This window comes from Microbacterium invictum (assembly GCF_014197265.1).
GTDB lineage: Bacteria > Actinomycetota > Actinomycetes > Actinomycetales > Microbacteriaceae > Microbacterium > Microbacterium invictum.
Genome location: NZ_JACIFH010000001.1, coordinates 604,555 through 628,145, shown reverse-complemented (window position 1 = coordinate 628,145; position 23,591 = coordinate 604,555). Strand labels below are relative to the sequence as shown.

Annotated in this window: 20 protein-coding genes and 1 tRNA gene; 11 read left to right on the top strand and 10 right to left on the bottom strand. The window is 70.8% G+C overall.

Annotation, left to right across the window (positions count from 1 at the left end):
• Window positions 1-100: 100 nt before the first annotated feature.
• The gene (locus BKA10_RS03025; RefSeq protein WP_183501037.1) at window positions 101-1,123 is read left to right on the top strand and encodes a glycosyltransferase family 2 protein; all 1,023 of its coding nucleotides are present in this window, start codon (window positions 101-103) and stop codon (window positions 1,121-1,123) included.
• A gap of 15 nt (window positions 1,124-1,138) precedes the next feature.
• Here BKA10_RS03025 and BKA10_RS03020 read toward each other — a convergent pair whose 3' ends face one another.
• The 3 genes from BKA10_RS03020 to BKA10_RS03010 are packed head-to-tail and all read right to left on the bottom strand — an operon-like array spanning window position 1,139 to window position 5,341.
• Window positions 1,139-2,590: a CDP-glycerol glycerophosphotransferase family protein gene (locus BKA10_RS03020; protein ID WP_183498536.1), complete on the bottom strand. Its 1,452-nt coding sequence runs from the start codon at window positions 2,588-2,590 to the stop codon at window positions 1,139-1,141.
• Window positions 2,587-3,852, bottom strand: a complete 1,266-nt coding sequence (locus BKA10_RS03015; RefSeq protein ID WP_183498535.1) for a CDP-glycerol glycerophosphotransferase family protein — start codon at window positions 3,850-3,852, stop codon at window positions 2,587-2,589. The genes BKA10_RS03020 and BKA10_RS03015 overlap by 4 nt, the downstream gene beginning before the upstream one ends.
• Before the next feature lie 55 nt (window positions 3,853-3,907).
• The gene (locus BKA10_RS03010; RefSeq protein ID WP_183498534.1) at window positions 3,908-5,341 is read right to left on the bottom strand and encodes a S1C family serine protease; all 1,434 of its coding nucleotides are present in this window, start codon (window positions 5,339-5,341) and stop codon (window positions 3,908-3,910) included.
• A 99-nt stretch (window positions 5,342-5,440) separates the two neighbouring features.
• Between BKA10_RS03010 and BKA10_RS03005 the strand changes: the two genes are divergently transcribed.
• On the top strand, window positions 5,441-6,649 hold the full coding sequence (locus BKA10_RS03005) for an aminotransferase class I/II-fold pyridoxal phosphate-dependent enzyme (RefSeq protein ID WP_183498533.1): 1,209 nt from the start codon (window positions 5,441-5,443) through the stop codon (window positions 6,647-6,649).
• On the opposite strand, the gene BKA10_RS03000 is transcribed toward BKA10_RS03005, so the two are convergent.
• Together BKA10_RS03000 and BKA10_RS02995 are read right to left on the bottom strand one after the other, a co-directional pair.
• Window positions 6,650-7,459, bottom strand: a complete 810-nt coding sequence (locus BKA10_RS03000; protein WP_183498532.1) for a nitrilase-related carbon-nitrogen hydrolase — start codon at window positions 7,457-7,459, stop codon at window positions 6,650-6,652.
• Window positions 7,456-7,956: a DUF6328 family protein gene (locus BKA10_RS02995; protein ID WP_183498531.1), complete on the bottom strand. Its 501-nt coding sequence runs from the start codon at window positions 7,954-7,956 to the stop codon at window positions 7,456-7,458. The genes BKA10_RS03000 and BKA10_RS02995 overlap by 4 nt, the downstream gene beginning before the upstream one ends.
• A gap of 83 nt (window positions 7,957-8,039) precedes the next feature.
• Here BKA10_RS02995 and BKA10_RS02990 point away from each other — a divergent pair.
• Window positions 8,040-8,116 (top strand) — tRNA-Met (locus tag BKA10_RS02990).
• Window positions 8,117-8,166: 50 nt separating this feature from the next.
• Here BKA10_RS02990 and BKA10_RS02985 read toward each other — a convergent pair.
• Entirely contained in the window at window positions 8,167-8,640 is a 474-nt protein-coding gene (locus tag BKA10_RS02985) for a MarR family winged helix-turn-helix transcriptional regulator (RefSeq protein ID WP_183498530.1), read from the bottom strand.
• A gap of 74 nt (window positions 8,641-8,714) precedes the next feature.
• Between BKA10_RS02985 and idi the strand changes: the two genes are divergently transcribed.
• Genes idi through BKA10_RS02955 form a run of 6 tightly spaced genes read left to right on the top strand, consistent with a single transcriptional unit; the run spans window position 8,715 to window position 13,192 of the window.
• Window positions 8,715-9,248 carry an isopentenyl-diphosphate Delta-isomerase gene (gene idi / locus BKA10_RS02980; RefSeq protein ID WP_183498529.1) on the top strand — a complete coding sequence of 178 codons (534 nt, stop codon included), beginning with the start codon at window positions 8,715-8,717 and terminating at the stop codon, window positions 9,246-9,248.
• 55 nt (window positions 9,249-9,303) lie between these two features.
• On the top strand, window positions 9,304-10,149 hold the full coding sequence (locus tag BKA10_RS02975) for a squalene/phytoene synthase family protein (protein ID WP_183498528.1): 846 nt from the start codon (window positions 9,304-9,306) through the stop codon (window positions 10,147-10,149).
• On the top strand, window positions 10,149-11,708 hold the full coding sequence (gene crtI / locus BKA10_RS02970) for a phytoene desaturase family protein (protein ID WP_183498527.1): 1,560 nt from the start codon (window positions 10,149-10,151) through the stop codon (window positions 11,706-11,708). Before BKA10_RS02975 ends, crtI begins: the two co-directional genes overlap by 1 nt.
• Window position 11,709: 1 nt before the next feature.
• Complete coding sequence (locus BKA10_RS02965) at window positions 11,710-12,024, top strand: lycopene cyclase domain-containing protein (RefSeq protein ID WP_183498526.1); 315 nt, start codon at window positions 11,710-11,712, stop codon at window positions 12,022-12,024.
• Window positions 12,021-12,326 (top strand): lycopene cyclase domain-containing protein, encoded by a 306-nt coding sequence (locus tag BKA10_RS02960; protein WP_248199038.1) that lies wholly within the window; start codon window positions 12,021-12,023, stop codon window positions 12,324-12,326. Before BKA10_RS02965 ends, BKA10_RS02960 begins: the two co-directional genes overlap by 4 nt.
• Window positions 12,323-13,192, top strand: coding sequence for a prenyltransferase (locus tag BKA10_RS02955; protein ID WP_183498525.1), 870 nt, complete (start codon window positions 12,323-12,325; stop codon window positions 13,190-13,192). The genes BKA10_RS02960 and BKA10_RS02955 overlap by 4 nt, the downstream gene beginning before the upstream one ends.
• On the opposite strand, the gene BKA10_RS02950 is transcribed toward BKA10_RS02955, so the two are convergent.
• A complete protein-coding gene (locus BKA10_RS02950) occupies window positions 13,193-16,102 on the bottom strand; it encodes a UPF0182 family protein (protein ID WP_183498524.1) in 2,910 nt (969 codons plus the stop codon). It abuts the gene before it with no gap.
• 62 nt (window positions 16,103-16,164) lie between these two features.
• Window positions 16,165-17,286: a YlbL family protein gene (locus BKA10_RS02945; RefSeq protein WP_183498523.1), complete on the bottom strand. Its 1,122-nt coding sequence runs from the start codon at window positions 17,284-17,286 to the stop codon at window positions 16,165-16,167.
• A gap of 125 nt (window positions 17,287-17,411) precedes the next feature.
• Here BKA10_RS02945 and BKA10_RS02940 point away from each other — a divergent pair, with 125 nt between their 5' ends.
• Window positions 17,412-18,800, top strand: coding sequence for a zinc-dependent metalloprotease (locus BKA10_RS02940; protein WP_183498522.1), 1,389 nt, complete (start codon window positions 17,412-17,414; stop codon window positions 18,798-18,800).
• 798 nt (window positions 18,801-19,598) lie between these two features.
• On the opposite strand, the gene BKA10_RS02935 is transcribed toward BKA10_RS02940, so the two are convergent.
• The gene (locus tag BKA10_RS02935) at window positions 19,599-21,311 is read right to left on the bottom strand and encodes an ATP-dependent helicase (RefSeq protein WP_183498521.1); all 1,713 of its coding nucleotides are present in this window, start codon (window positions 21,309-21,311) and stop codon (window positions 19,599-19,601) included.
• Complete coding sequence (gene nudC, locus BKA10_RS02930) at window positions 21,308-22,213, bottom strand: NAD(+) diphosphatase (protein ID WP_183498520.1); 906 nt, start codon at window positions 22,211-22,213, stop codon at window positions 21,308-21,310. Before nudC ends, BKA10_RS02935 begins: the two co-directional genes overlap by 4 nt.
• A gap of 64 nt (window positions 22,214-22,277) precedes the next feature.
• On the opposite strand from nudC, the gene BKA10_RS02925 reads away from it, so the two are divergent.
• Window positions 22,278-23,591 (top strand): phosphotransferase, encoded by a 1,314-nt coding sequence (locus tag BKA10_RS02925; RefSeq protein WP_183498519.1) that lies wholly within the window; start codon window positions 22,278-22,280, stop codon window positions 23,589-23,591.

Genomic DNA, 23,591 nt, shown 5'->3' with positions numbered 1-23,591 from the left:
TCCGCCGCGCCCGCCATGGCATGATCGACGAGTGCACGACGTCGAGCCCGTGGTCCGGGATGCCATCGTTCCGCCTGCCGGGTCGGGGGTCACCTTCGTCATGCCGGTCCTCAATGAGGCCGCGTACCTCGAGCACGCCGTCGCCTCCGTACTCGCCCAGGAGCACGACGGCCCGTCCGAGCTGATCCTGGCTCTCGGCCCCTCCTCCGACGGCACCACGGAGCTCGCCCGGCGCATGGCCGCCGACGACCGCCGGATCCGTCTCGTCGACAACCCCGCCGCCGACATCCCGGTGGGGCTGAACCTCGCCATCCGCGCCGGAGCCCATCCGACGATCGTGCGCGTGGACGCGCATTCCGAACTCGAGGCCGGGTACACCGCGCGGGCGCTGACGACACTCGCGCGCACCCGCGCCGCGAACGTCGGCGGCGTCATGCGCGCCGACGGTCGCACTCCGTTCCAGCGCGCCGTCGCACGGGCGTACAACTCCCCGATCGGCCTCGGCGGCGGCGCCTATCACTCCGGGGGCGACGAAGGTCCGGCAGAGTCCGCGTACCTCGGCGTCATGCGCCGCGACGTGCTCGAAGGGGTCGGCTTCTTCGACGAGTCCATCCGCCGCGGCGAGGACTGGGAGCTCAATCTGCGCATCCGCCGTGCCGGCTACCGGGTGTGGTTCGATCCGGCGCTGGCGGTCACGTACTGGCCACGGGAGAGCTGGGTGCGGCTCGCACAGCAGTTCCGCTCGACGGGCACGTGGCGCGGCGAGCTCGTGCGCCGCTACGGCCGTCGCAACTCACTGCGCTTCTTCGCCCCGCCGCTGCTCGTCCTCGCGCTGGTGCTCGCGATCGCCGTGGCCGCCCTCATCCTGACCGGCGTGCTGACCGGTGGCTGGGCGCTGGCGGCATCCATCGTCTTCCTGCCGCTGATCGCCTACGCGCTGCTCGTCGTCTGGGTCGCGCTGCGTCCGGGAACCGGGCAGAGTCGGCGCGAACGCCTGTGGACCCTGGCAGTGCTTCCCACGATGCACGTCGCGTGGGGGCTCGGCTTCGTCGTCGGCGTGCTCCGCGGCGCCCGCGAGAACGTGGACTCGTCGCGGCTGCACCGCAACACCCCGCTGCCCTGACACGCGGGCGGGCGCTCACTCGCGGTCGACGAATCCCTGATCGAGGATGCGCGCCACCACACGCTGCGCGGCATGGCCGTCGTCGCGGCCGTTGAACACCTCGCGCCAGCGCGCGTAGCGGTCGGCGAACCGCTCACCCACCGTGGGATCGGAGATCGCCGCTGCCAGTTCGTCCTGCGTGGTCGAGACCGGCCCCGGCGCCCGGGACGCGAGGTCGAAGTAGAAGCCGCGCAGCTCGCCCCGGTAGTGATCGAGGTCGGGTGTGAAGAAGTGGATGGGCTTGCCGGTCACGGTGAAGTCGAACATGACCGACGAATAGTCGGTGACCAGCACGTCGGCCACCCGCAGCAGCTGGGCGATGTCGGGGTAGGCCGACACGTCGATGACGCGCGGGCCGGACGCATCCGCACCCGCCGCCAGCGTGCGCGAATGCCCGCGGACGAGCACGACGGCGTCGATCTGCGCAGCCAGCGCCGGGAGGTCGAGGAAGTCCACGATCCGATCGCGGTCGTCGCGCCAGGTCGGTGCGTAGAGGACGATCTTCTCCTGCGGAGCGATGCCGAGGGTGGAGCGGATGCCGGTGCCGTCGCCGGCGAGAAGGACGTCGTTGCGCGGGTACCCCTCGACCCAGATCGGACGCCGCAGGAACGCATATGCCTTTCGCAGAATGCGCGCGCCGTACGGGCTCTGTGCCATCAGCACGTTCCAGCGTCGCCCCTCCCGCACCACGGCAGCGGCACGCCGTGGGTCGAAGCCCGGACGGTGCAGCGCGAGGCGCTTCAGCGGCGTGCCGTGCCAGGTCTGCAGCACGACCTGTCCCCGGCGCCGCGCGAACCGGCGCCGCAGCCAGTCGTTGACCACCAGCAACCGGGCCGACCCCCGCGCGCGCCACCACTCCGGGCTGCCGTCGACGACCGCGATCGCCCCGTCCGGCACCGGCACCGACAGGTCGACCACACTCCAGTACCGGGTGACGCCGGGGGCGACCCGTGCGAGTTCTCGGTCGATGGCGAGCGGGTTGCAGCTCGCGTTGCGGCCGTAGAAGCTCTCGAAGAAGACCGCGTTCTCCAGGCCCCCGGGGCGAGTCGCGTATCGTCGCTCGAGGGCATCCTGACCTTCGCCCGAATCGTAGGCCGGGTCGATCGGCGGCCCGATGGTCAGGGCGGATCCGGCGAGCGACGCGCGCAGCGTCGGGAACATCGTCAGCGGGAGCTCTGCGGTGACCTCGAGGGCGACGCCTCCGGCATCCGTCACCCGGATCTCGTACTCCCCTGCCGGAAGCGGCAGAGCGGGCCCGCCCCAGCGCGCCGCGCGCAGCGACGCCACGGCGCGCCAGGTGCGGCCGCGACCGGTGATCCGTGCGGAGACATGCGCGCGAGCGCCGACGATCTCGACGGCGGCGGGGCGAGGGCCGGAGCCGCTGAGGACGAGCGCCTCGTCGGCTGGATCGAACAGCGCCTGCATCATTCCTCCCCACCGGCCGGCGTCCGCCGGCGGTCGCGTGCCAGTCCGGCACGGATCGCACGATACACGCGCGCGGTGTTGCCACCGTCCTCATACGCGTGCACCCGCGTGTTGAGCCTGGCCGCGGCGTCGAGGCGACGGTCCCGCTCGGCGGGGTCGGCCAGCACGCGCTCGAGGTCGGCGATCACGGCATCCCAGCCCTCGGCGAAGTCGGTCCCCGCGATGTCGGCATACGTCCCGTAGAACCCGCGCCGCGCCGCGTACTCCGCCACGTCCGGGGCGAAGAAGACCGTGGGCAAGGGAACCAGCGCGGCGTCGAACACGAGGGAGGAGTAGTCGGTGATCAACACGTCCATGGCCGGCAGCAGCGGAGTGACGTCGGCGACCACGTCACTGCCCAGGGGCTGCACGCGAGGGTGGCCGACTGCCGGCGATCCGGTGCCGAGGTGGTGCGCGCGGCGCAGCAGCACGGCGTCGTGCGCGTCGAGCAGCGCGGTGAGACGGGCCCACTGCGCGGCGTCGGGACCGTGGGGGTCGGGCTCGCCGTCACGCCAGGTCGGTGCATACAGGATCGCGCGGGAGGCGTCGCCCGGCAGCGACGCGAGCTGCCCGAGCCGCGCTCGCGCGGTCATGCGGCGCTGCTGTGGCGTCCCCTGCGACAGCACGTCGACGCGGGGCTCGCCGGTGACGGGCACCCGCTCGTCCGACAGCGCGAAGGCAGACTCCAGCCGCCCCCGCACGAGGTGGGAGGCTGCGGGGATCAGCCGGATGCGCCGCTGCGTCGCCCGGTACGACGTGCGCAGCAGCGCGCTGATCGCCCGCGCGCCCGCGCGGAAGGGGCTGCGGGTGGTGACGGGCGAGTCCAGGCCGATGCGCTTGAGCGGGATGCCGTGCCACAGCTGCACGAGGAAGGCGCCCGATGTCGCGTAGCGGTTCACGTCGCCGAAGCCGTGGGTCACCACGATCACCCGGGCGCGTGCGGTGCGCCAGAAGCCGCGCACCGAGTGCTTCGGCAGGGACGGGATGCCGCGGGCTGCCGCCTCGGCCGCGTCTTGATGACCCCCGGTGAGCCACACCGCGTTCTCGCCCGCCTGCGCAGCCTGCTCCCAGAGCGCCAGCGCACCGTCGGCGACCCCGATCGCGCATCCGAACACCCACTCGTCACGGGAGCGCGGGACCACGAGGGTGATCAACCGGCCCGTGAGATACAGCGGCACACGCAGGAGCGCCGCGGCATTGCCCGCGCCGAACGAGAAGGACGCCACCCCGCGAGCCTATCGCGGGGTAGCGTCCTGTCTGCGTGTGTACCGGCGGACCGGGCTACTGCTCGAGTTCGCCCAGGGTCACCTCGGCGGACTGGGTCTGCTCGTCGCGGACGTAGACGACCGTCGTGGTCGAGCCGGCTGCGAGTGCGCGCACCTGCGCGGTCAGGTCCGTGGCGTCGGTGATCGGCAGGCCGTTGAACGACGTGACGACATCGCCGGCCCGCAGCCCGGCGGACGCCGCCGCACCGCCTCCGGTGACCTCGCTGATGTACGCGCCGGCGGTGGTCGCGCCCTCGCGCGCGGCGGCGTCGCCGACCATCGCGCCCAGCAGACCGTGTGTGGCGGCGCCGTCTTCGATGATCTCGTCGGTGATGCGCTGGACGATGTCGGACGGGATCGAGAACCCGACACCGATCGAACCGGCCTCGGTCGAGGTGCCGCCGGCGGTCGCGATGGCGACGTTGATGCCGATGAGCTTGCCGTCGCCGTCGACCAGCGCGCCACCGGAGTTGCCGGGGTTGATGGCCGCGTCGGTCTGGATGACCGCGATGGAGATCGAACCCGAGGCGGTGGTGTTCTGCTCGCCCTGCCCGAAGTCGAACTGGAACGGCGACTCGTTGCCCTCCTCGCCCTCCGAAGGCGTCTCCGGCGCCGCCGACGAGGCGATGCTGATGGAGCGGTTCAGGGCGCTGACGATGCCGGTGGTGACCGTGTTCGCCAGGCCGAGCGGGGCGCCGACGGCGACGGTCTGGTCGCCCACGTTCAGGTCGCCCGACGAGGCGAACTCGATCGGGGTGAGGCCCTCGGCGTCGGTGAGCTTGATGACCGCGAGGTCGTACATCGGGTCGGTGCCGACGATCGTGGCCTGGTACACCTTGCCGTCCGAGGTGGTCACCCGCAGCGACGGGTCGGCCGTGGCGCCGTCGAGGGTGACGACGTGCGTATTGGTGACGACGTAGCCGTCCTCGGTGAGGATGACACCCGAACCGGTGCCGCCCGACGAGCCGTCCGACGCCGAGATCGTCACGACGCTCGGCACGGTCTTCGCGGCGATCGCGGTGGTGGCGTTGACGTCATCGGGGCTGTTGACCGTCACGGTCGACGGTCCGGAGGTGACGACGGTCTGCGCCGCGCCGAAGAACGAGGCTCCGGCGGCCGCGCCGCCCAGGCCCGCGGCGCCGCCCACGAGGGCGGCGGCGACCATGATCGCGACGATCTTGCCCGCGCCGACCTTGCCATCGGACGCCGGCGCCGACGCCGACGCCTGCGGGGCACCGTAAGGCTGGGTCGGAACGGTGGGGTGGATGCCGGTGGGCGCCGCGCTGAAGGATGCGCCAGCGGGCGGGGCTCCCGCACCGTCGAGCGGTCGGGCGTGCGGCGCGATGTACGGTGCCTGCGCCGGATCGACGGGAGGCGTCGCAGACTCGGCGGGGGTGGTGGATCGGGACTGGCCCGGCAGCGGTGGCCGCGGGGGGATCGTGTCGCTCATGAGTACTCCTTCATCCGGTACATCCCACAGAATGCCCCGGCCTCCTGTGCGGACCCTATGACCGAGCCCCTATGAGCCTATGCGTGTAGCCTGATCGCGATGAACGAGGTCCCGGGAGCCTGGCGGCGCACGGCAGCCGGCGCCGGCCTGCTGGACGCCACGGGTGCGGCCGTCCCCACCATCTTCGCGGAGATGAGCGCACTCGCCCAGAGCACCGGCGCCATCAACCTCGGCCAGGGCTTCCCCGATGAAGACGGCCCGGCGGAAGTGCTCGAGGCCGCCCGCGCCGCCATCGCCGGCGGCGTCAACCAGTACCCGCCCGGCCGCGGCGACCCCGATCTGCTCGCCGCCATCGCCGAGCATCAGGAGCGCTTCTACGGCCTGACGCCCGATCCACAGCGCGAGATCCTCGTCACCGCCGGTGCCACCGAGGCGCTGGCGGCGACGCTCCTCGCCCTCATCGACTCCCCCGACGACGAGGTGGTCGTCTTCGAGCCGTACTACGACTCCTACGCCGCCTGCGTGGCGCTGGCCGGCGCGCGCCTGGTGACGGTGCCGCTGCGCTGGCCCGATTTCCAGCCCGATATCGACCGACTGCGCGACGCCGTCACCGATCGGACCCGGCTCATCCTGGTCAACGACCCGCACAACCCGACCGGCGCCGTGCTCACTTCGCAGGTGCGCGCCGAGATCGTGCGCCTCGCGGACCGCCACGACACTCTCATCGTGACCGACGAGGTCTACGAGCATCTCGTCTTCGATCGCGCCCATCTGCCCATCGCCACCCTCCCCGGCGCCGCCGCCCGCACCCTCACCATCTCATCGGGCGGCAAGACGTTCGCCACGACCGGCTGGAAGGTCGGGTGGATCAGCGGCCCCGAGTCCCTCGTCCAGGCGGTCCTCGCGGTCAAGCAGTTCCTCACCTACTCCGGTGGTGCTCCCTTCCAGCCCGCCATCGCCGCGGGCTTGCGACTGCCGGACGCCTACTTCACCGGCATCGCCGCGACGATGCGGGCGAAGGCGGCACTGCTCGGCGCCGGGCTGCGCGACGCCGGATTCGCGGTGTCGTCACCGAGCGGGTCGTACTTCACCGTCGCCGACGCGGCCCCCGTCGGGGCGATGGATGCCGCGGAATTCTGCCGCAGCCTGCCAGAGCGCGCCGGTGTCGTGGCCATACCGCTCACGGCATTCGTGACGCCGGCGCACCGGTCCGACTACGCGACTCTGGTCCGCTTCGCCGCGTGCAAGCGCACCGATGTCATCGCCGAGGCGGCCCGCCGGCTCGGCGCTGCGGGGCCGCGCCTCTGATCACGCCCGCGGCACGACGCGGAAGCGGCGGAGCTGCAGCGCGGGGTTGACCCGGCGCACGCGCTCGACGTCACCGGCATCCACCCACGCCAGCGCCACGTCACTGGTCGTGCCGACAGCCGCGAGTTCGACGCCCTGCGGATCCACGATCATCGATGCCCCCACTCCCAGCGGCGGCGGGTGGTCGGCCGCGGCGACGAAGACCGTGTTCTCGATCGCCCGGGCATGCAGCAGCGTGCGCCAGTGATGCTCCTTGAGAGGTCCCCGCACCCACTCGGCAGCCACCAGAATCACCTGCGCGCCGGTGTCGGCCAGTTCGCGGGCCACCTCGGGGAATCGCAGGTCGTAGCAGGTCATCAGTGCGAACCGGAGCCCGTCCACCTCGAACGTCTCGGGCGACGCGATCTCCCCCGGCTCGACCCAGTCCGACTCACGCTGGCCGAACGCGTCGTACAGGTGCAGCTTGCGGTAGGTCGCGCGCACGCCCGACCCGTCGACGGCGACCACCGTGTTGCGCACGCGGCGCGCGTCGGCGCCCCGCTCCAGCAGCCCCGCGACGATGTGCACGTCGTGATCGCCGGCGAGCCGGGTCAGTGTCTGCACGAACGGTCCGTCGAGATCCTCGGCATGGCGCGCGAGGGAGTCGTCGAACGGGTGCACGAAGTAGCTCGAGTACTCGGGGAACAGCACCACCCGCGCGCCCCGGGCCACGGCCCGCTCCGTCAGCTCCTCGATCAGCTCGAGGTTGGCGGCGGCGTCGGCCGTCGGCGCGAACTGGGCGACGGCGATCGCGGACTCGGCGACGCTCACGAGGTCTCCTGACGGCGCAGTGCGAACGGAATGGCCGCCCACAGGGCGGCGATGAGGATCCCCAGTGCGATGCCCGAGATCCACGACGCGGCAGCCCCGACCACCACCAGGAACACGAACGCCACCACCCCCACCAGCAGCACGGAGACGGTCGCGAGCGCGGTGATCAGCGCCGCGTGCCCGTAGGCGACGACGGTGGGCTTCGCGTGATGGCGGAAGACGGTGCGGTGGAACGCGACCGGAGCCAGCGCCACGATCGCACTGATGGCCGCGAGCACGACCAGCGTGAGGTAGAAGGCCCGCTCGACATCGTCGAGATCGGCGAAGGCGGGCTGGAAGGCCAGCGCCAGCAGGAAGCCGGTCAGGATCTGCGTGCCGGTCTGCAGCACACGCAGCTCTTGCAGCACCTCGCTCCAGTTGCGGTCCGCGCGCTCGTCGGCCGTCTCGGCGCGACCGTCGTCCTTCACCTCGGGGGCGGTCCGCGGGCGCTCGTGCATGCGATCATCCTCCCGTGCCGGATGCCGGAACGGCAACCGCGTGCAGGAGCACACCCCTGCGCGTGGTAAAGTAGAAGACGTGACGCGGGGTGGAGCAGCTCGGTAGCTCGCTGGGCTCATAACCCAGAGGTCGTAGGTTCAAATCCTGCCCCCGCAACCAATATGAAGAAGGCGTCCCGGACGGGGCGCCTTCTTCACTTTCCCGAGATGTCAGCCCTCACCGGAGAGCGCGACCTCCATGTCCGCCAGGAAGCGGACGACGGCACGGAGCTCATCGTCGCTGTATCCGGTCATGGCCTGCCGCATCCGCAGCATCCGTTCGCCGAAATGGCGGTAGAAGTCGGCGCGCGCCAGCTCGCTGAGCACGACCACTCGCGCCCGTCGGTCGCTCGGGTGCGGCCGGCGCTCGAGGTGCCCGCTCGCGGTCAGGCGGTCCAGCAGCTTCGTCGTCGACGCGGTGGATATCGCCAGGTGCGTGGCGATGGCGTGCGGTGAGACCCACTCCCCGCGCTGCTCGCGCATGATCAGCATGCGAAGGGCTGCCAGATCGGTGGCGTTCATGTCCATGTCGCCGCGGAGGCCACCGTGCATGTGATCCATCGCGTCGCTGAACGCGCGCACCGACTTCATGGTCTCCATGACGAGTTCGTCGCGAGGCGACTCGGGGACCCAGCGCTGACGCATGCGGTGGACACCTTCCTTATGTATGGGTAGTATCGCTAACTATTGCTAGATACGCTAGCGAAATCGGAGGGCTGATGTCTGAGATCGAATACGTCGTGCTCCTCGACGAAGAGGGCCGCGAGATCGGCACCGCACCGAAGTCCAGTGTGCACGGGACTGCCACCGCTCTCCATCTCGCCTTCTCCTGCCATGTCTACAACCCTCGCGGCGAGACCCTCGTCACCCGCCGTGCGCTCGACAAGGGAACGTGGCCGGGAGTGTGGAGCAACTCCTTCTGTGGCCATCCCCGTCCTGCCGAGCCTGTGCTCGGCGCCGTGCATCGCCGGGCCGAGCATGAACTCGGCATCACCATACGCGATGTCCGGCTTGCCCTTCCGCTGTTCCGCTACCGCGCCGTTGATGCCAGCGGCGTCGTCGAACACGAGGTGTGCCCGGTGTACACCGCCATCACCGACGACGAGCCCGAGCTGAATCCGCGCGAAGTGGTGGAGGCGCGCTGGACCGATCCCGCCGATCTCGGCGACGCGCTGCAGGCGGCACCGTGGGCCTTCAGCCCCTGGCTCGTGCTCCAGGCGGAGCAACTCGGACTGTTCACCCGGCAGGGGTAGGCCTCGTGATCCCGCTCGCACCCGACCGGCTCGACGCGATCGAGGAGCGCATCCCGTGACCGGCCGCACGCTCTACGATCGCTGCGCCCGCGACGCCGCCGGCGCGGTCATCGCCGCCTACTCGACGTCCTTCGCCCTCGCCTGCCGGCTGCTCGGAACGAGGGTGCGCCCCCACGTCCGCAACGTCTACGCGCTCGTGCGCATCGCCGACGAGATCGTGGACGGAGCCGCGGACACGCTCGCGCCGCAGGTGCGTCGCGCCGTCCTGGACGAGCTGGAGGCCGACACGCTGATCGCACTCTCCCGCGGCTACAGCGCGAACCTCGTCGTGCACGCGTTCGCCGGAACCGCACGCGAGTGCGGAATCGGAGCAGACCTCATCCGCCCGTTCTTCGCCTCGATGCGCACTGACCTCGATCGCGCGGACCACGATGCCGCGTCACACGACGCGTACGTGTACGGTTCGGCGGAGGTCATCGGGCTGATGTGCCTCCATGTGTTCCTCGAGGCCGATCGCGCGCGTGCGACATACGATCCCGCGCTCGTGGAGGGGGCGCGGCGCCTGGGAGCCGCCTTCCAGGACATCAACTTCCTCCGCGACCAGGCCGACGACACCGAGCGCCTCGGGCGGGACTACCTGGGTATCGTGAGCGGCCGCACGAACCGTGCCGATGTGCTCGCGCGCATCGATGCGGATCTCGACGCCGCGGCAGCGGTGATCGGCGATCTTCCTGCCGACTGCCGGCGCGCCGTGGCCGTCGCGCACGGCCTGTTCGCCGAGCTGACCCGCAGGCTGCGCAGTGCCGACACCTCGACCCGCGTGCGCGTGCCCGGAGCCAAGAAGGTGAGGATCGCCGCCCGTGCCGTCGCGGGACGTCCTCCCCGGCGGGTGGCGGTCTGATGCGCACCGCGACAGTGATCGGAGCGGGGATCGCGGGGCTCGCCACAGCGGCGCTGCTGGCCGAAGACGGCTGGCGCGTCGACGTCTGGGAGGCCCGCGACTCGACCGGCGGACGGGCAGGCTCCTGGGAGCGTGACGGGTTCCGGTTCGACACCGGACCGAGCTGGTATCTGATGCCCGAGGTGTTCGACCACTTCTTCCGCCTTCTGGGCACCTCCGCGGCGGAGGAGCTGGATCTCACGCCCCTCGACCCGGCCTATCGCGTGTACGGCGAACCGGATGGTCGCGCCGCCGCCGAGCACATCGACGTGCGATCGGGGCGGGATGCCGCGCGAGCGCTCTTCGAGGACCGCGAGCCCGGTGCCGGGGACAGGCTCGACACGTATCTCGACTCCGCGGCGGACGCATACCAGCTGGCGACCACGCGATTCCTCTATGACACCTACGAGACGACGGCCGGGCTGCGCGACCCCGCCCTGCTCGCCCGGATGCCGCAGCTCCTGCCTCTGCTCACGCGGTCTCTCGCCGCGCACGTCGACCGTCGATTCCGCGACCGCCTGCTGCGCCAGATCCTCGCGTACCCGGCGGTCTTCCTCGGCACCTCGCCGTTGCGCGCCCCGAGCCTCTATCACCTGATGAGTCATCTCGACCTGGACCAGGGGGTCCTCTACCCGCAGGGCGGGTTCGCCGCGGTGATCGCCGCGATCGAGCGCCTCGCCCTGGCGCGCGGCGCCCGGGTGCACACGTCAGCCCCCGTCGCTGAGATCCTCGTCGACGGCGACCGCACCCGCGGCATCCGTCTCACCGACGGCACGACGCACACCGCCGACATCGTCGTGTCCACCGCGGATCTGCACCACACCGAGACCGCACTGCTGCCCGAACGGCTGCGCACCTACCCGGAATCCTGGTGGCGACGCCGAGACCCGGGCCCGGGTGCGCTGCTGGTCCTGCTCGGCGTCGACGGCCCGCTTCCCCAGCTGGCTCACCACACGCTGCTGTTCACCCGCGATTGGCACGCGAGTTTCGGCGACATCTTCGGGCGCAGCCCGCGCATCCCCGTTCCCGCATCCGTGTACGTGTGCCGGCCCAGTGCCACCGATGCGAGCGTCGCCCCTCCCGGCAAGGAGAATCTGTTCGTCCTCGTGCCGATCCCGGCCGACCCGAGCCTCGGCCATGGCGGCGTCGACGGACGCGGAGACCCGCCGCTGGAGGGTGCGGCCGACCGCGTCATCGACCAGCTGGCCCAGTGGTGCTCGATTCCCGACCTGGCCGCCCGCGTGCGCGTGCGCCGGACGATCGGTCCCGCCGACTTCGAGTCGGATCTGAACGCCTGGCAGGGCGGTGCGCTGGGCCTCGCGCACACCCTGGGCCAGAGCGCGGTCTTCCGCCCGCGCAACGCGTCGGCGAAGGTGGACGGGCTGTTCTACGCGGGCACGTCGGTGCTGCCGGGCATCGGCCTGCCGATGTGCCTGATCTCCGCGGAGCTCGTGCTCAAGCGCCTGCGCGCCGATCGGACCGCCGGCCCGCTTCCCGAGCCGGCGCGGAGCACGCGCTGACATGCCCGGTCTGTACCTGCTTCTGCTCCTCGTCTCGTTCACGGGCACCCTGCTTCTCGACGCGCGCTTTCGGCTCGCGCTCTGGCGACGTCCGGGGGTCTCCGCGGGCGCGATCGCGGTCGGAACGGCGTTCTTCCTCCTGTGGGATGCCGCCGGGATCGCCGCGGGCGTGTTCGTCAAGGGAGACAGCCCCCTGCTGCTCGGCGTCGATCTGGCGCCGCATCTGCCCGTGGAGGAGCCGGTCTTCCTCGCGTTCCTCTGCCATCTCGCACTGATCGTCCACGCCGCGTTCTGGAACAGGCGGGAGGTCGCGTGACATACCCGCTGATCGTCGTGCCGTTCCTGCTCGTCACGCTCTTCGTGACACTCGCCACGGTGCGTCGTCCGCGGTTCGGGCGTCGTATGGCGGCGTCGGCGCTGTGCGCGGCGGTCCTCATGGCGTTGACGGCCGTGTTCGACAATCTGATGATCGCCGCCGGGCTGTTCACCTACCCCGACGAACAGATCAGCGGCGTGCGGATCGGACTGGCGCCGATCGAGGACTTCGCCTACCCGCTGTGCGCGGCGTTCCTCGTCCCGGCGGTCGCCACGCTGCTCACCCGGAGGACGCTGCCGTGAGCGGCATCCTGCGGCAGCTGTTGATCTCATCGCGTCCGGTGAGCTGGATCAACACGGCCTACCCGTTCGCGGCTGCGTACCTGCTCAGCACCCGCGAGATCGATGGGCTGCTGGTCGTGGGCACGGTGTTCTTCCTCATCCCGTACAACCTCGCGATGTACGGCATCAACGATGTGTTCGACTACGCGTCCGACCTCGCCAATCCTCGCAAGGGCGGTGCGCACGGCGCGGTGCTGGACCCGCGGCTGCACCGGGTCACGCTGTGGGCTGCCGCACTGGCCTGCGCCCCGTTCGTGGTCGTCCTCGTCGTCGCCGGCTCACCGGCATCCTGGCTCGTGCTCGGGGCCAGCCTGTTCTTCGTCGTCGCATATTCGGCACCGCCGCTGCGGCTCAAGGAGCGGCCCGTCGCCGACTCGGTGACCAGCAGCATCCACTTCTTCGCCCCCGCCGTGTACGGGCTCGTCCTGGCGGGGGCCGAGTGGACGTGGCAGCTCATCGCACTCCTGCTCGGATTCGCCCTCTGGGGTATCGCTTCGCACGCCTTCGGCGCCGTCCAGGACGTCATCGCCGACCGTGAGGCCGGCATCGCCTCGATCGCGACCGCCTTCGGTGCCGCCCGCACGGTGCGCTTCGCGCTCGCCTGCTACGTGCTCGCCGGGCTGGCGATGCTCGGCACCGCCTGGCCGGGGAAGCTCGCCGCGCTCCTGGCCATCCCGTACGTCGTCACGGTGTGGCCGTACCGGAACGTCGCCGATGCCCAGTGCACCGCCGCCACGGCAGGCTGGCGCCGGTTCCTCTGGCTGAACCAGCTCACCGGGTCCGGCGTGACGATCCTGCTGATCTGGTGGTCATTGCTGACCGCCTGATCACTCCTCCGACAGCGCGAGCAGCTGTTCGATCGCTTCGGTGAGGCGCTCGTCCGCCTCGCCGTATGCGGCCCAGTCGCCGGCCTGCATCGCGGCATCGCGGTCGACCATGGCCTGACGCGCGGCATCCAGCGCCGCCTGGTAGGCATCGGCCGGAACGTCGGGAGCGGGCTGCTCGCCTGTACCCGGTTCCTCCGACTCGCCGTCATCCGGTTCGGGAGTGGGCGTCACTTCGCCGTCGCCCGTGCTCGCACCGGACTCACCGCCGAACATCGAGTCCAGCGCCTCTTGCAGGGTGTCCTCGAATGCCACTTCGTCACCGAACGCGACGAGGATCTTCCGCAGCGTCGGCAGCTGGGTGCCGCCGGAGGCCTGGACGAACACGGGCTGCACGTAGAGCAGACCGCCGCCGACCGGCAGGGTCAGGAGGTTGCCGTTGAGCACCTCGGACGCACCCTGGCGCAGCAGGTTCATCTGCGACGAGATCGTCTGATCGGAGTCGAACGTGTTCTGGACCTGGCCGGGACCGGGCACGCTGACATCGGCGCTGATCTCCAGCATCCGCAGCTTTCCGTATCCCTCGGACTTCACCCCGTCCTCACTGCCGGCGTTCGCATCGACCGCGAGATAGCCCATCAGCACGTTCCGGGCGTTGTCCCCCTCGGATGCCGGGATGAAGGATGTGAACATCGAATAGCTCGGCGCATCCTGCCCGGGCATCTGCATGGTCAGGTAATACGGCGGCTGCAGCACGTTGTTGTCGGCCACCGGGTCGTCCGGGGTCCGCCACGCGTTGTCGCGGGAGTAGAACGACGCCGCGTCGTCGACGTGGTACGTGCCGAGCATCATCCGCTGCACCTTGAACAGGTCGGTCGGGTACCGCACGTGGCTCATCAGGTCGCCGGACATCTCGCTGATCGGCTTGAGCGTGTTCGGGTAGACCTTCTGCCAGGCCTGCAGCAGCGGGTCCTCTTCATCCCACGCGTAGAGAGTGACCTCGCCGTCATACGCATCGACGGTCGCCTTGACCGAGTTGCGGATGTAGTTGATGTCGTCCAGCGCCACCCGTGGGGCCGTGTTCGTGGTGTCGCTGATCGCGTCGCGCAGGCTCACGATCGACGAATACGGGTAGTTCGCGCTGAGCGTGTAACCGTCGACGATCCACACGATGCGTCCATCGACGACGGACGGGTACGGGTCGTTGTCGAGCTCCAGGTAGGGAGCCGCCTTCTCGACGCGGGTGATCGGGTCACGGTCGTACAGGATCTGGGACTTGTCGTTGATGGCGTCCGAGAACAGGATGTCGGTGGACTGGAACTTCAGCGAGTAGATCAGCCGGTGGAAGGGATCGCCCACGACAGGGCCGCCGTCGCCGGTGAACGTCGTCGTGGTCTGGGCCGCGCCGTCCTCACCACGGGGATAGTCGAGCTCGATGTCGGCGTCCCCCTCGGGCGCACCCACGATCGAGTACAGCGGGGCGTTCTCACCGAAGTAGACGCGCGGTTCGTATTCCTCGCCCGTGGTCAGCGCACCCGCAGTGGGGATGCCGCGCTCGAGGAACACGGGGTTTCCGTCGGTCGTGCGCGCGTTGCCCTTGGCCGCGACCATGCCGTAGCCGTGCGTGTAGACGAGGGTGGTGTTGTACCACGACGCCGCCGAGCCCAGCTGAGTCATGTCGAGCTCGCGCACCGAGACGACCGTGTCCTGCGACGTGCCGTTGATCTCGTAGCGGTCGACGTCCATCGGGTCGGTGAACTGGTAGTACCCGCGGTACTGCTCGAGCTGACGGATGGTCGGTCCGATGATGGCCGGGTCCATGATGCGAATGGATGCCGTGGTCTCGGCGTCGGCGCGCAGCTGTCCCGGCTCGACGTCGGTGACCGCCTCGAAGTCGGTCTTCTCGAGTCCGTCGACACCGTAGGCGAACTTGGTCGCCTCCAGGTTGCGCTCGTAGTACTCCGCCTCGAGGGTCCGCTGGTTCGGGATCACCTGCACCTGCGTGATGACCCACGGGTAGGCCACGCCCACGATCAGCGACGTCACGATCAGCAGCGCGGTGCCGATGAGGGGAAAGCGCCAGCGCCCGATGACCGCGGTCACGAAGAACAGCACAGCCACGATGGCTGCGGCGATGGACAGGATGGTCAGACCCGGGATGATCGCATTGACGTCGACGTAGCTCGCACCGGTGATGCGGTCGCCTTCGGACAGCAGCGTCTTGTAGCGGTCGAGCCACAGGCTCACCCCCTGCGTCAGCAGGTAGAGGCCGGCGATGATCGCCAGCTGGATGCGTGCCGCCTTCGAGATCCGCAGCTCCCGCTGGCCGACGCGCACCGAGCCGTAGAGGTACGCGACCAATGCGGTGACGAGCAGGCAGACGAGGAGGACGGCCGAGATGAAGCCGAGAAGGCTGCCGAAGAAGGGCAACTCGAAGAGGTAGAAGCCGGTGTCGAGGCCGAACTCGGGATCGTCGATTCCCGTGGAGACCCGATTCATCCACAGCCACGCGGTCTCCCACTGCGCCGATGCCGCGAAGCCGGAGAAGAAGCCGAAGAAGACCGGGATGCCCCACATCGCCAGGCGACGCAGCGGTTCCACGACCTCCTGGTAGTGGTCCAGCTGCGAGCTCAGCCGGGCGTAGACCGGTCGCAGCCGGTAGGCGAGCTGGATCGACGCGAACACCGGGGCGGCCATGCCGAAGAACCCGATCGCGAACATCACCACGCGCGCCGTCCACTGCGTGACGAGCACACCGTCGAAGCCGAGCTGTGCGTACCAGAGCCAGTCGGCGTACAGGCTCGCGAAGATGAAGAACGCCACGACGATCGCGGCGATCACCGCCAGGGTGATGCCGATTGCACGGCGAAGCGGGCTGGGCGTGGCCTGGTTCGGCGCTGAGGTCGTGGTCACCCTTCCATCCTAGGCGGGGTGATTCTGTGCGATCGCCGTGTCAGCCCAGCGCGAACACGGCCTCAGCGCTCGCACGTCGGCAGCGCGTCGACGTCGCCGTCCTCGCGGATCGTCTCGAGGACTTCGAGCGCGTCGTCGAGCGTCTCGACGGCGAACACCTGCAGACCCGACGGCACATGGCCGACGACTTCGTCGCAGTTGCTCAGCGGAGCCAGGAACCAGTCGGCACCGGCATCCTTCGCTCCATGCAGCTTCTGCCGGATGGCGCCGATCGGGCCGACGACGCCCTCCGAGTCGATGGTGCCCGTGCCGGCCACGCTCTCGCCGCCGTTGAGCTCACCCGGCGTGAGCATGTCGATGATCCCCAGCGAGAACATCATCCCGGCGCTGGAACCGCCCACGGCGTTGAGCTGGATGGTCACGTCGATCGGAAAGTCGAAGTCGCGCAGCGTCGTGACGCCGACCAGCCAGGTCGTCTCGCCGTCGATCTCGCCTTCGATCGGCGTCACCTGCGCGTCGAGCAGCTGGCCGTCGCGCTCGACGGTGAGATCGACAGGATCGCCGCCGGTGGCGTTGATCCCCTTGCGAAGCGCGTCGGTGTCGTCGACGGGCGTTCCGTCCACCGCGCGGATGATGTCGTCGGGCTGCAGGATGCCCTGCGCCGGCGACTCCTCCCCTATCGCGTACACCCGCACCATCGGCTCGACGTCGTGCCCGAGCTCGATCAGGGCGGCGGCGGTGGCCTCCTTCTGGGAGTCGACCATCATCTGCGCGCTCTGCTGGGTGCGCTCTTCGGCGGTCTGACCCTCGGCGAACACCCGATCGATCGGCAGGATCGCACGGGACGGGTCGAACCAGGCGAAGGCCAGTTCGACCCACGACGGCGTGTTGGCGGGGTTGCCGCGGATCTCCGCGGTGAGCAGGTCGAGTGCACCGGCGGTCGGATAGGTGTCGGCCCCGGCGACTTCGATCAGCGGGACCTGCTCCCCCTCGGCATCCGCAGCGGTGCCGAGCGTGTTGAACACAGGCCCCGGTCGCTGGATCACGAACGACGTCGGCAGCAGCGTCAGCGCCAGCAGTGCCAGGAGAGCCACAGCCAGCGCCCAGATGCCGATGGTCACGCTGCGCGGAACGCGGCGCCGCGGTGCGGGCGTGACCGTCACGGTGGGGTCGAACAGTGCCACGGCTGGCCTTCCTGGCCGGTCGTTCGCGACCGGCGTAAGCGGGTGATCCTCCCGCCGGGGACGTGCGGTGGACGTTGAACTAGCGTAGAGCGCGACCCCATCACTTTGCTGAAAGGCCCCCGCCCATGACCGATGAGGACCGTCCCGACAACGACGACTTCGAAGAGCTGCTGCGCGGCCTTCTCGGTGGTCAGGGCGGTGGTCTCGGCCCCGAGCAGCTCGAGCAGCTGCGCGGACTGGGCGTGGACCCCGCCATGATGCAGCAGGTGCTGCGGCAGATGCAGAGCGCGTTCGCCTCGGGTGCCGACGGCATCGACTGGAACGCCGCCCGCACGCAGGCACTGCATCTGGCGAACCAGGACGGTCAGGGCATCGGCACCGGCGACCGGCAGGACTTCGGCCAGGCCTTCTCGCTGGCCACCCTGTGGCTGAGCGAGGCGACGGCGGTGTCCGAACTCGCGTCCGCGCCGCGGGCGATGACGCGCGGTCAGTGGGTCGAGGCGACCCTGCCCGTGTGGCAGGAGCTCGCCGAGCCGGTCGCCAACTCGATCGCCGACGCCCTCACCGCCGCCATCGACTCGCAGACGCCCGACGAGATGAAGGGTGCGATCGCCGGCGCAGGCCGTTTCATGCGCACCATCGGCGGGTCGCTCTTCGCCGCCCAGCTGGGTGGGGTCATCGGCCGGCTGTCGCAGGAGGTCGTCTCCGGCGGTGACGTCGGCATCCCGGTCATGCCCGACGGCGAGGCCGCCATCCTCCCGCAGAACTTCGCCGACTTCGGTCGCGACCTCGAGATCGAGCCCGACCAGCTGGCCCTGTACCTCGCCACCCGCGAACTCGCCCACGCGCGCCTGTTCCGCCACGCGCGGTGGCTGCGTCTGCACGTGATCTCACAGGTGACCGACTTCGCCCGTGGCATCCACGTCGACATGGGTGCCCTCGAAGAGCTCGCCACCCGATTCGATCCGTCGTCGCCCGACGAGCTGAAGGCCGCCATCGAGAGCGGTGCGCTTCTCCCCCAGCGCACCGACGCGCAGACGACCGCGCTCGAACGCCTCGAGAACCTGCTGGCCACCATCGAGGGATGGGTCGACATCGTCACGGCCGACGCGACCTCACGGCTGCCCACCGCCGACCGGATCGCCGAGGCGGTCCGCCGCCGTCGCGCTGTCGGCGGCCCCGCCGAGCAGGCCATGGGGTCGCTGGTCGGCCTGGAGCTGCGGCCGCGGCGTCTACGGGAGGCGGCGGCGATGTGGCGTGCGGTCACCGACGCGGTCGGCGTCGAGGCGCGCGACAGCCTCTGGGACTACCCCGACCTCATGCCCGGTCCCGGCGACATCGATGATCCGGCCGGGCTGATCGCCCGCCTGCAGGCGCGGGGACGCGGCGAGGCTCCGCCGCGCGACGCGATGGACGACGCCCTCGACGCGCTGTTGAAGTCCGCCGCCGACGACACCGGCGACGCTCCGGGCGACACGGACGCCGACCGCCCCGAGGGTCCGCGACCGGTCTAGCACCGCCTCCTCCACAGGCACGCGTCTGTCGCGAGAGCGCACAGGCGACCTGTGGACAACGGGAGAAGGGGATGCCGGAGCGGCAGACTCGGGGCATGCTCCGATTGGCTCCGTCCCACCCGCCCCTGTGGCGCACCCCGTCGAGCATTCAGCTCGGCGCCGACGCGACGACACGGCTCAGCGACGTCACCGCGTGGCAGGAGCAGCTGCTGGACGCGCTCATAGGCGGCATCCCCGATGCGATGGTCGTGCCGCTCGCGACCGCTTACGGCGCGACCGCAGCGGAGGTGCACGCGTTCATCGACCGCATCGGCGCCGCGCTGAGCTCACAGCCGCTGTCGCCGCTCCCCGTCCGTGTGGAAGTGCCCAGCGATCTCGGGCCGGCCGACCGGGACGCCCTCGTGACGGCGCTGCAGGGCGGGGAGCTCCACGTCGAGTCGATGACCGGCTGGTCGGCGGACGAGCCCACGCCGGGGGCGCCGGTCGTCGTCGTCGCCTCCCATCTGGTCGATCCGCGGCAGACTGTGCGTCTGATGGCCGCCGACATCACCCATGTCCCGCTGCAACTGTCGGGAGACCGCGTGACCGCCGGGCCGGTGGTGGTGCCCGGGCAGACCGCGTGTCTCAGCTGCGTGCACGCGCATCGCGCCGAGGCCGATTCGAGCTGGCCGATGATCGCCGTTCAACTGCTGGCACGGCCGACGGTCCCGACGGCGCGCGCGCTCATCATCGAAGCGGCACTCCTCGCCGCACGCCTGCTGCACGTGGGCGGCGAGATCCCGTCACGGTCGGTGAGCGTCAGTGGCGAGACCGGCCGCCGGTCGTGGCACGTGCACCGCCCGCATCCGCGATGCCTGTGCCGATCTCTTGAAGGAACCGTGACCGCTGACGCTCCCGGTACCCGCTCGCCTGCGCCCACGACAGCGACAGCGATCGCGCCGCACGGGTGATGCCGACGTACGCCAGCCGCCGCTCTTCGTCGATCTGCTCGAACGTCGTGGCGTAGGAGATCGGCAGCAGCCCCTCGGCCATGCCGACGAGATGGACGTGGTCCCACTCCAGGCCCTTCGCCGCGTGCAGCGTGGCGAGGGTCACTGTTCGCAGCGAAGGCTCGTGCTGATCCTTCGCACGCGCCATCAGCTGATCGGTGAAGGTGCGCAGCGTGGCGCCGGCCGGAGCCTCTTCGGCGAGCCGCATCAGCGCCGCCCGCGCCTCCCAGGCATCGCGCAGCGCGCCCCCGGCGGGCGGAGGGTCGTCGCTGAATCCCAGCGAGCGCAGCACGTCGCGCACAGCGGCGACGAAGGTCGTCTCCAGCGGCGCCACCGCGGCGCCGCGCAAGGCGAGCAGCGCCTGACGCACCTCGGGCAGGTCGAAGAACCGCTTTCCGCCGAGCACCGTCGCCGGTACCCCCCGCGACGCCAGCGCCGACAGCAGAGCGGCCGACTGCGCGTTGGCCCGGTACAGCACGGCGATGCGGCGCGGATCCACACCGGCCGCGATGGCCTCCGCTATCCGTCGCGCCACGCCCTCCGCCTCACGCGCGTCATCGGGATAGCCGGTCACCTGCGGAACCGGACCGGCAGGCCCGGAGGAGACGAGCTCCAGTGCACCGGGGCGGCCGCGCATGAGTGCGTTGGCGGCGCCGAGGATCGCGCCGTCGGACCGGTAGTTGCGCTCGAGGCGCACGACCTGCGCCTGGGGGTATCGCGTGTGGAAGTCGAGCAGGTAGCGCGGGTCGGCACCGGCGAAGGAGTAGATGGTCTGGCTGGCGTCGCCGACCACGCACAGATCCTGACGCTCCCCGATCCACAGTTCGAGCAGCCGGTGCTGGACGGGCGAGACGTCCTGGAACTCGTCGACGGTGAAGTGCCGGTACTGCTCGTGCACCGCGGTCAGCACGCGCGGCTCGGACTCCAGCATGCCCGCGCACGCGAGCAGCACGTCCTCGAAGTCGAGCTGCCGGCGCTGATCCTTGAGCTTCTCGTAGGCACGCTGCAGATCCGTCAGGGCGGACAGGTCGAGCCCGGGAATGCTGTGCGGGCGAGCGGTGGCATCGGCTTCGATCGTGCGCATCGACACCTTGCGCGACTCGATGCGGCCGGCGACGTCCCGCAGGGTGGTGGCGTCCAGTCGCAGCCCGATCGCGTCGGCCGCCTGCCCGAGCACACGCACCTTGCTGTCCACGATCGCGGGCGCCGAATCGCCCGCCACCTGCGGCCAGAAGAAGTTCAGCTGCGCGAGGGCGGCGGAGTGGAACGTGCGGGCGGCCACCTTCTCGACGCCGAGTGCCCGCAGGCGTCCGCGCATCTCACCGGCCGCCTTCGTGGTGAAGGTCACGGCCATCACACGCGCCGGCGAGTACGCCCCCGTGTCGACGCCGTGGGCGATGCGGTGGGTGATCACCCGGGTCTTGCCGGTGCCGGCACCGGCCAGCACGCACACGGGACCACGCAGGGCGGAGGCCGCCTCGCGCTGGCGATCGTCGAGACCGACGAGCGCGCGCTCGGTCATCCCTCGAGCCAGTTCCGGATCAGCGTGTGCGCGATGGACGCGCGGCCCGGCAGCTGGAATTCCGCTTCGCCCCGCAGCCCGGCGGCGATCTCCGACCGGGAGAACCAGCGCACGTCGACGATCTCCTCGCCGTCGGGGCGGGCCGCCTCCTCGTGCCGCGCGGTGGCGTAGAAGCCGAGCATCAGCGAGCGCGGGTACGGCCACGCCTGCGAGCTCTGGTACCGCAGTTCGGTGACCTCGACGCCGGCTTCCTCCATCAATTCGCGCACAAGGGCGGACTCGAGCGACTCGCCCGCCTCCACGAACCCGGCGAATGCGGAGTACATGTTGCGCCCCGCCCACAGCGAGTTCTGGCCGAGGAGCACGCGCTCGCCGTCGGCGCTGGTGATCGCCACGATCACGGCGGGGTCAGTGCGCGGGAAGTGCTCCCGCCGGCACTGATCGCACCGGCGCGACCAGCCGGCGCTGCGCACCTGGGTGAGGCTTCCGCAGCCGGGGCAGTACGGTGCATCCCGCAGCCAGCGCCCCAGGCTGAGCGCCTCGACGAACAGGCCGGACTCGACCGGCGACAGGTCTCCGCCCACACCCCGCAGCGAGTCCCAGTGCTCCGACTCGACCGGCGCGGGAGCCTCCGATCCGGCGGTGGCGACGAGGACTCCCGTGCCGTCGGGCCGGCGACCGAGGAACCCCCACTCCACCGCGCCGGCGACGTCGGCCGGAGCCACCAGCCGCAGACCGCCGTCGGGAAGCAGCGGCGAGCGATCGCCGTGCACCACCAGCACGGCGGTGGTGGCGTCGTCGCGCAGCCGGAGGAGCAGTTCCTCGTCCAGGCGTTCTTCGGCGGCTCGGTCGATGCCGTCGCGCGCGAGGGCGGGCAGCTCGGGAACCGGTGTCGGCATCATCGAGGACCTCTCTTGCCGGGCGTGGCGCGGCGGCGCCGGGGCGTGGCCCGCCTACCCTGGGGGCATGGCACGCTCACCTCTCACTCTAGCCGCGTCGGTGACGTCCGCCCTTCCGGGCGCAGGCGTCGTGAGGGTCAGTCCTCTCACCGAAGGAACCTCCGGACGTTACGACAGCGCGGTGGCGACTCTGGACGATGACCGTCGCGTCGTCGTGCGGGTTCCCGTCGACGCCGAGGCCGACGCCGAGCTCCGCAACGAGATCCGCGCCCTGCGCGCACTGTCGGCAGGCGTGCGCGGCGTGCTGCCGTTCGCCGCGCCAGATGTGCTGGGCGAGACGACCGTCGAGGGCATGCATGCGCTGGTCCAGACGATGCTGCCCGGCTACCGCGTCGACGCGGCGCACATCCCCGCCGGACGCGGGGTGGCCACCACGATCGGCGCGGCCCTTGCCCGCGTCCACGACCTTCCGGTGTCGGTCGTCCGCGACGCGGGCCTGGCGCTGATGACCGCCGGCCAGGTGCGCGACGAGGCCGAACGGCTGCTCGACCGCGCAGAGGCGACCGGCAGACTCCCCTTCGGGCTGCTCCGGCGCTGGAGTGCCGCGGTGGCCTCGGAGTCCCTGTGGCGATTCGAGACGACGGTGGTGCTGGGCGGCGTCGAGCCGGGTTCGTTCGTCCTCGAGGACGACGATGACGGTGTGCCGACGGTGACCGGTCTGCTGGCGTGGGGCGGGCTCAGCGTCGGCGACCCGGCGGTGGATCTGCGCTGGCTCGCGACAGCGCCGAACGCGCGCGATGACGTGCTGGACGCGTACACGACGCTGTCGCACCGGGCCCCCGACGGCCTGCTCGCCGAACGCGCGCGGCTACACGCCGAACTCGAGTTCGCACGCTGGCTCGTGCACGGGCATGCCACGGGAGCGGACTCGATCGTCGCGGATGCCGTCTCACTGCTGGAGGCCCTCGATGAGAACGTGCGCGACGAGCCTCCCATCGATTCGCCGCCGGTGACGGCCGACGAGGCGTTCGCCGCCCGCGAGCGGGTGCCGTCGGCCTCCACCGAGGTCGACACGTCGATGCAGACCGACGCGTACCACCCCGACATGGGCGCACTGTTCAGCGACGACGACGAGACCGCAGACATCGAGACGGTGCCCATCGAGCTGTCCGAGTGGTCGCCGCGGCAGTCCACGCAGGCGCCCGGCGCGCATCCGGCCGGCGCTCAGCGCACCGCCACGGACGCCACCGGCACGAACGCCACCGCACCCGCGACGGGCATCGTCTCGGCAGTCGACGCCTCCGAGGACGACTCGCCCGCGCGTGACGAGCTCGATGAGGCGGCGCGCAACGCCCTACGGCGCTGGACCGGCACCGCCTGA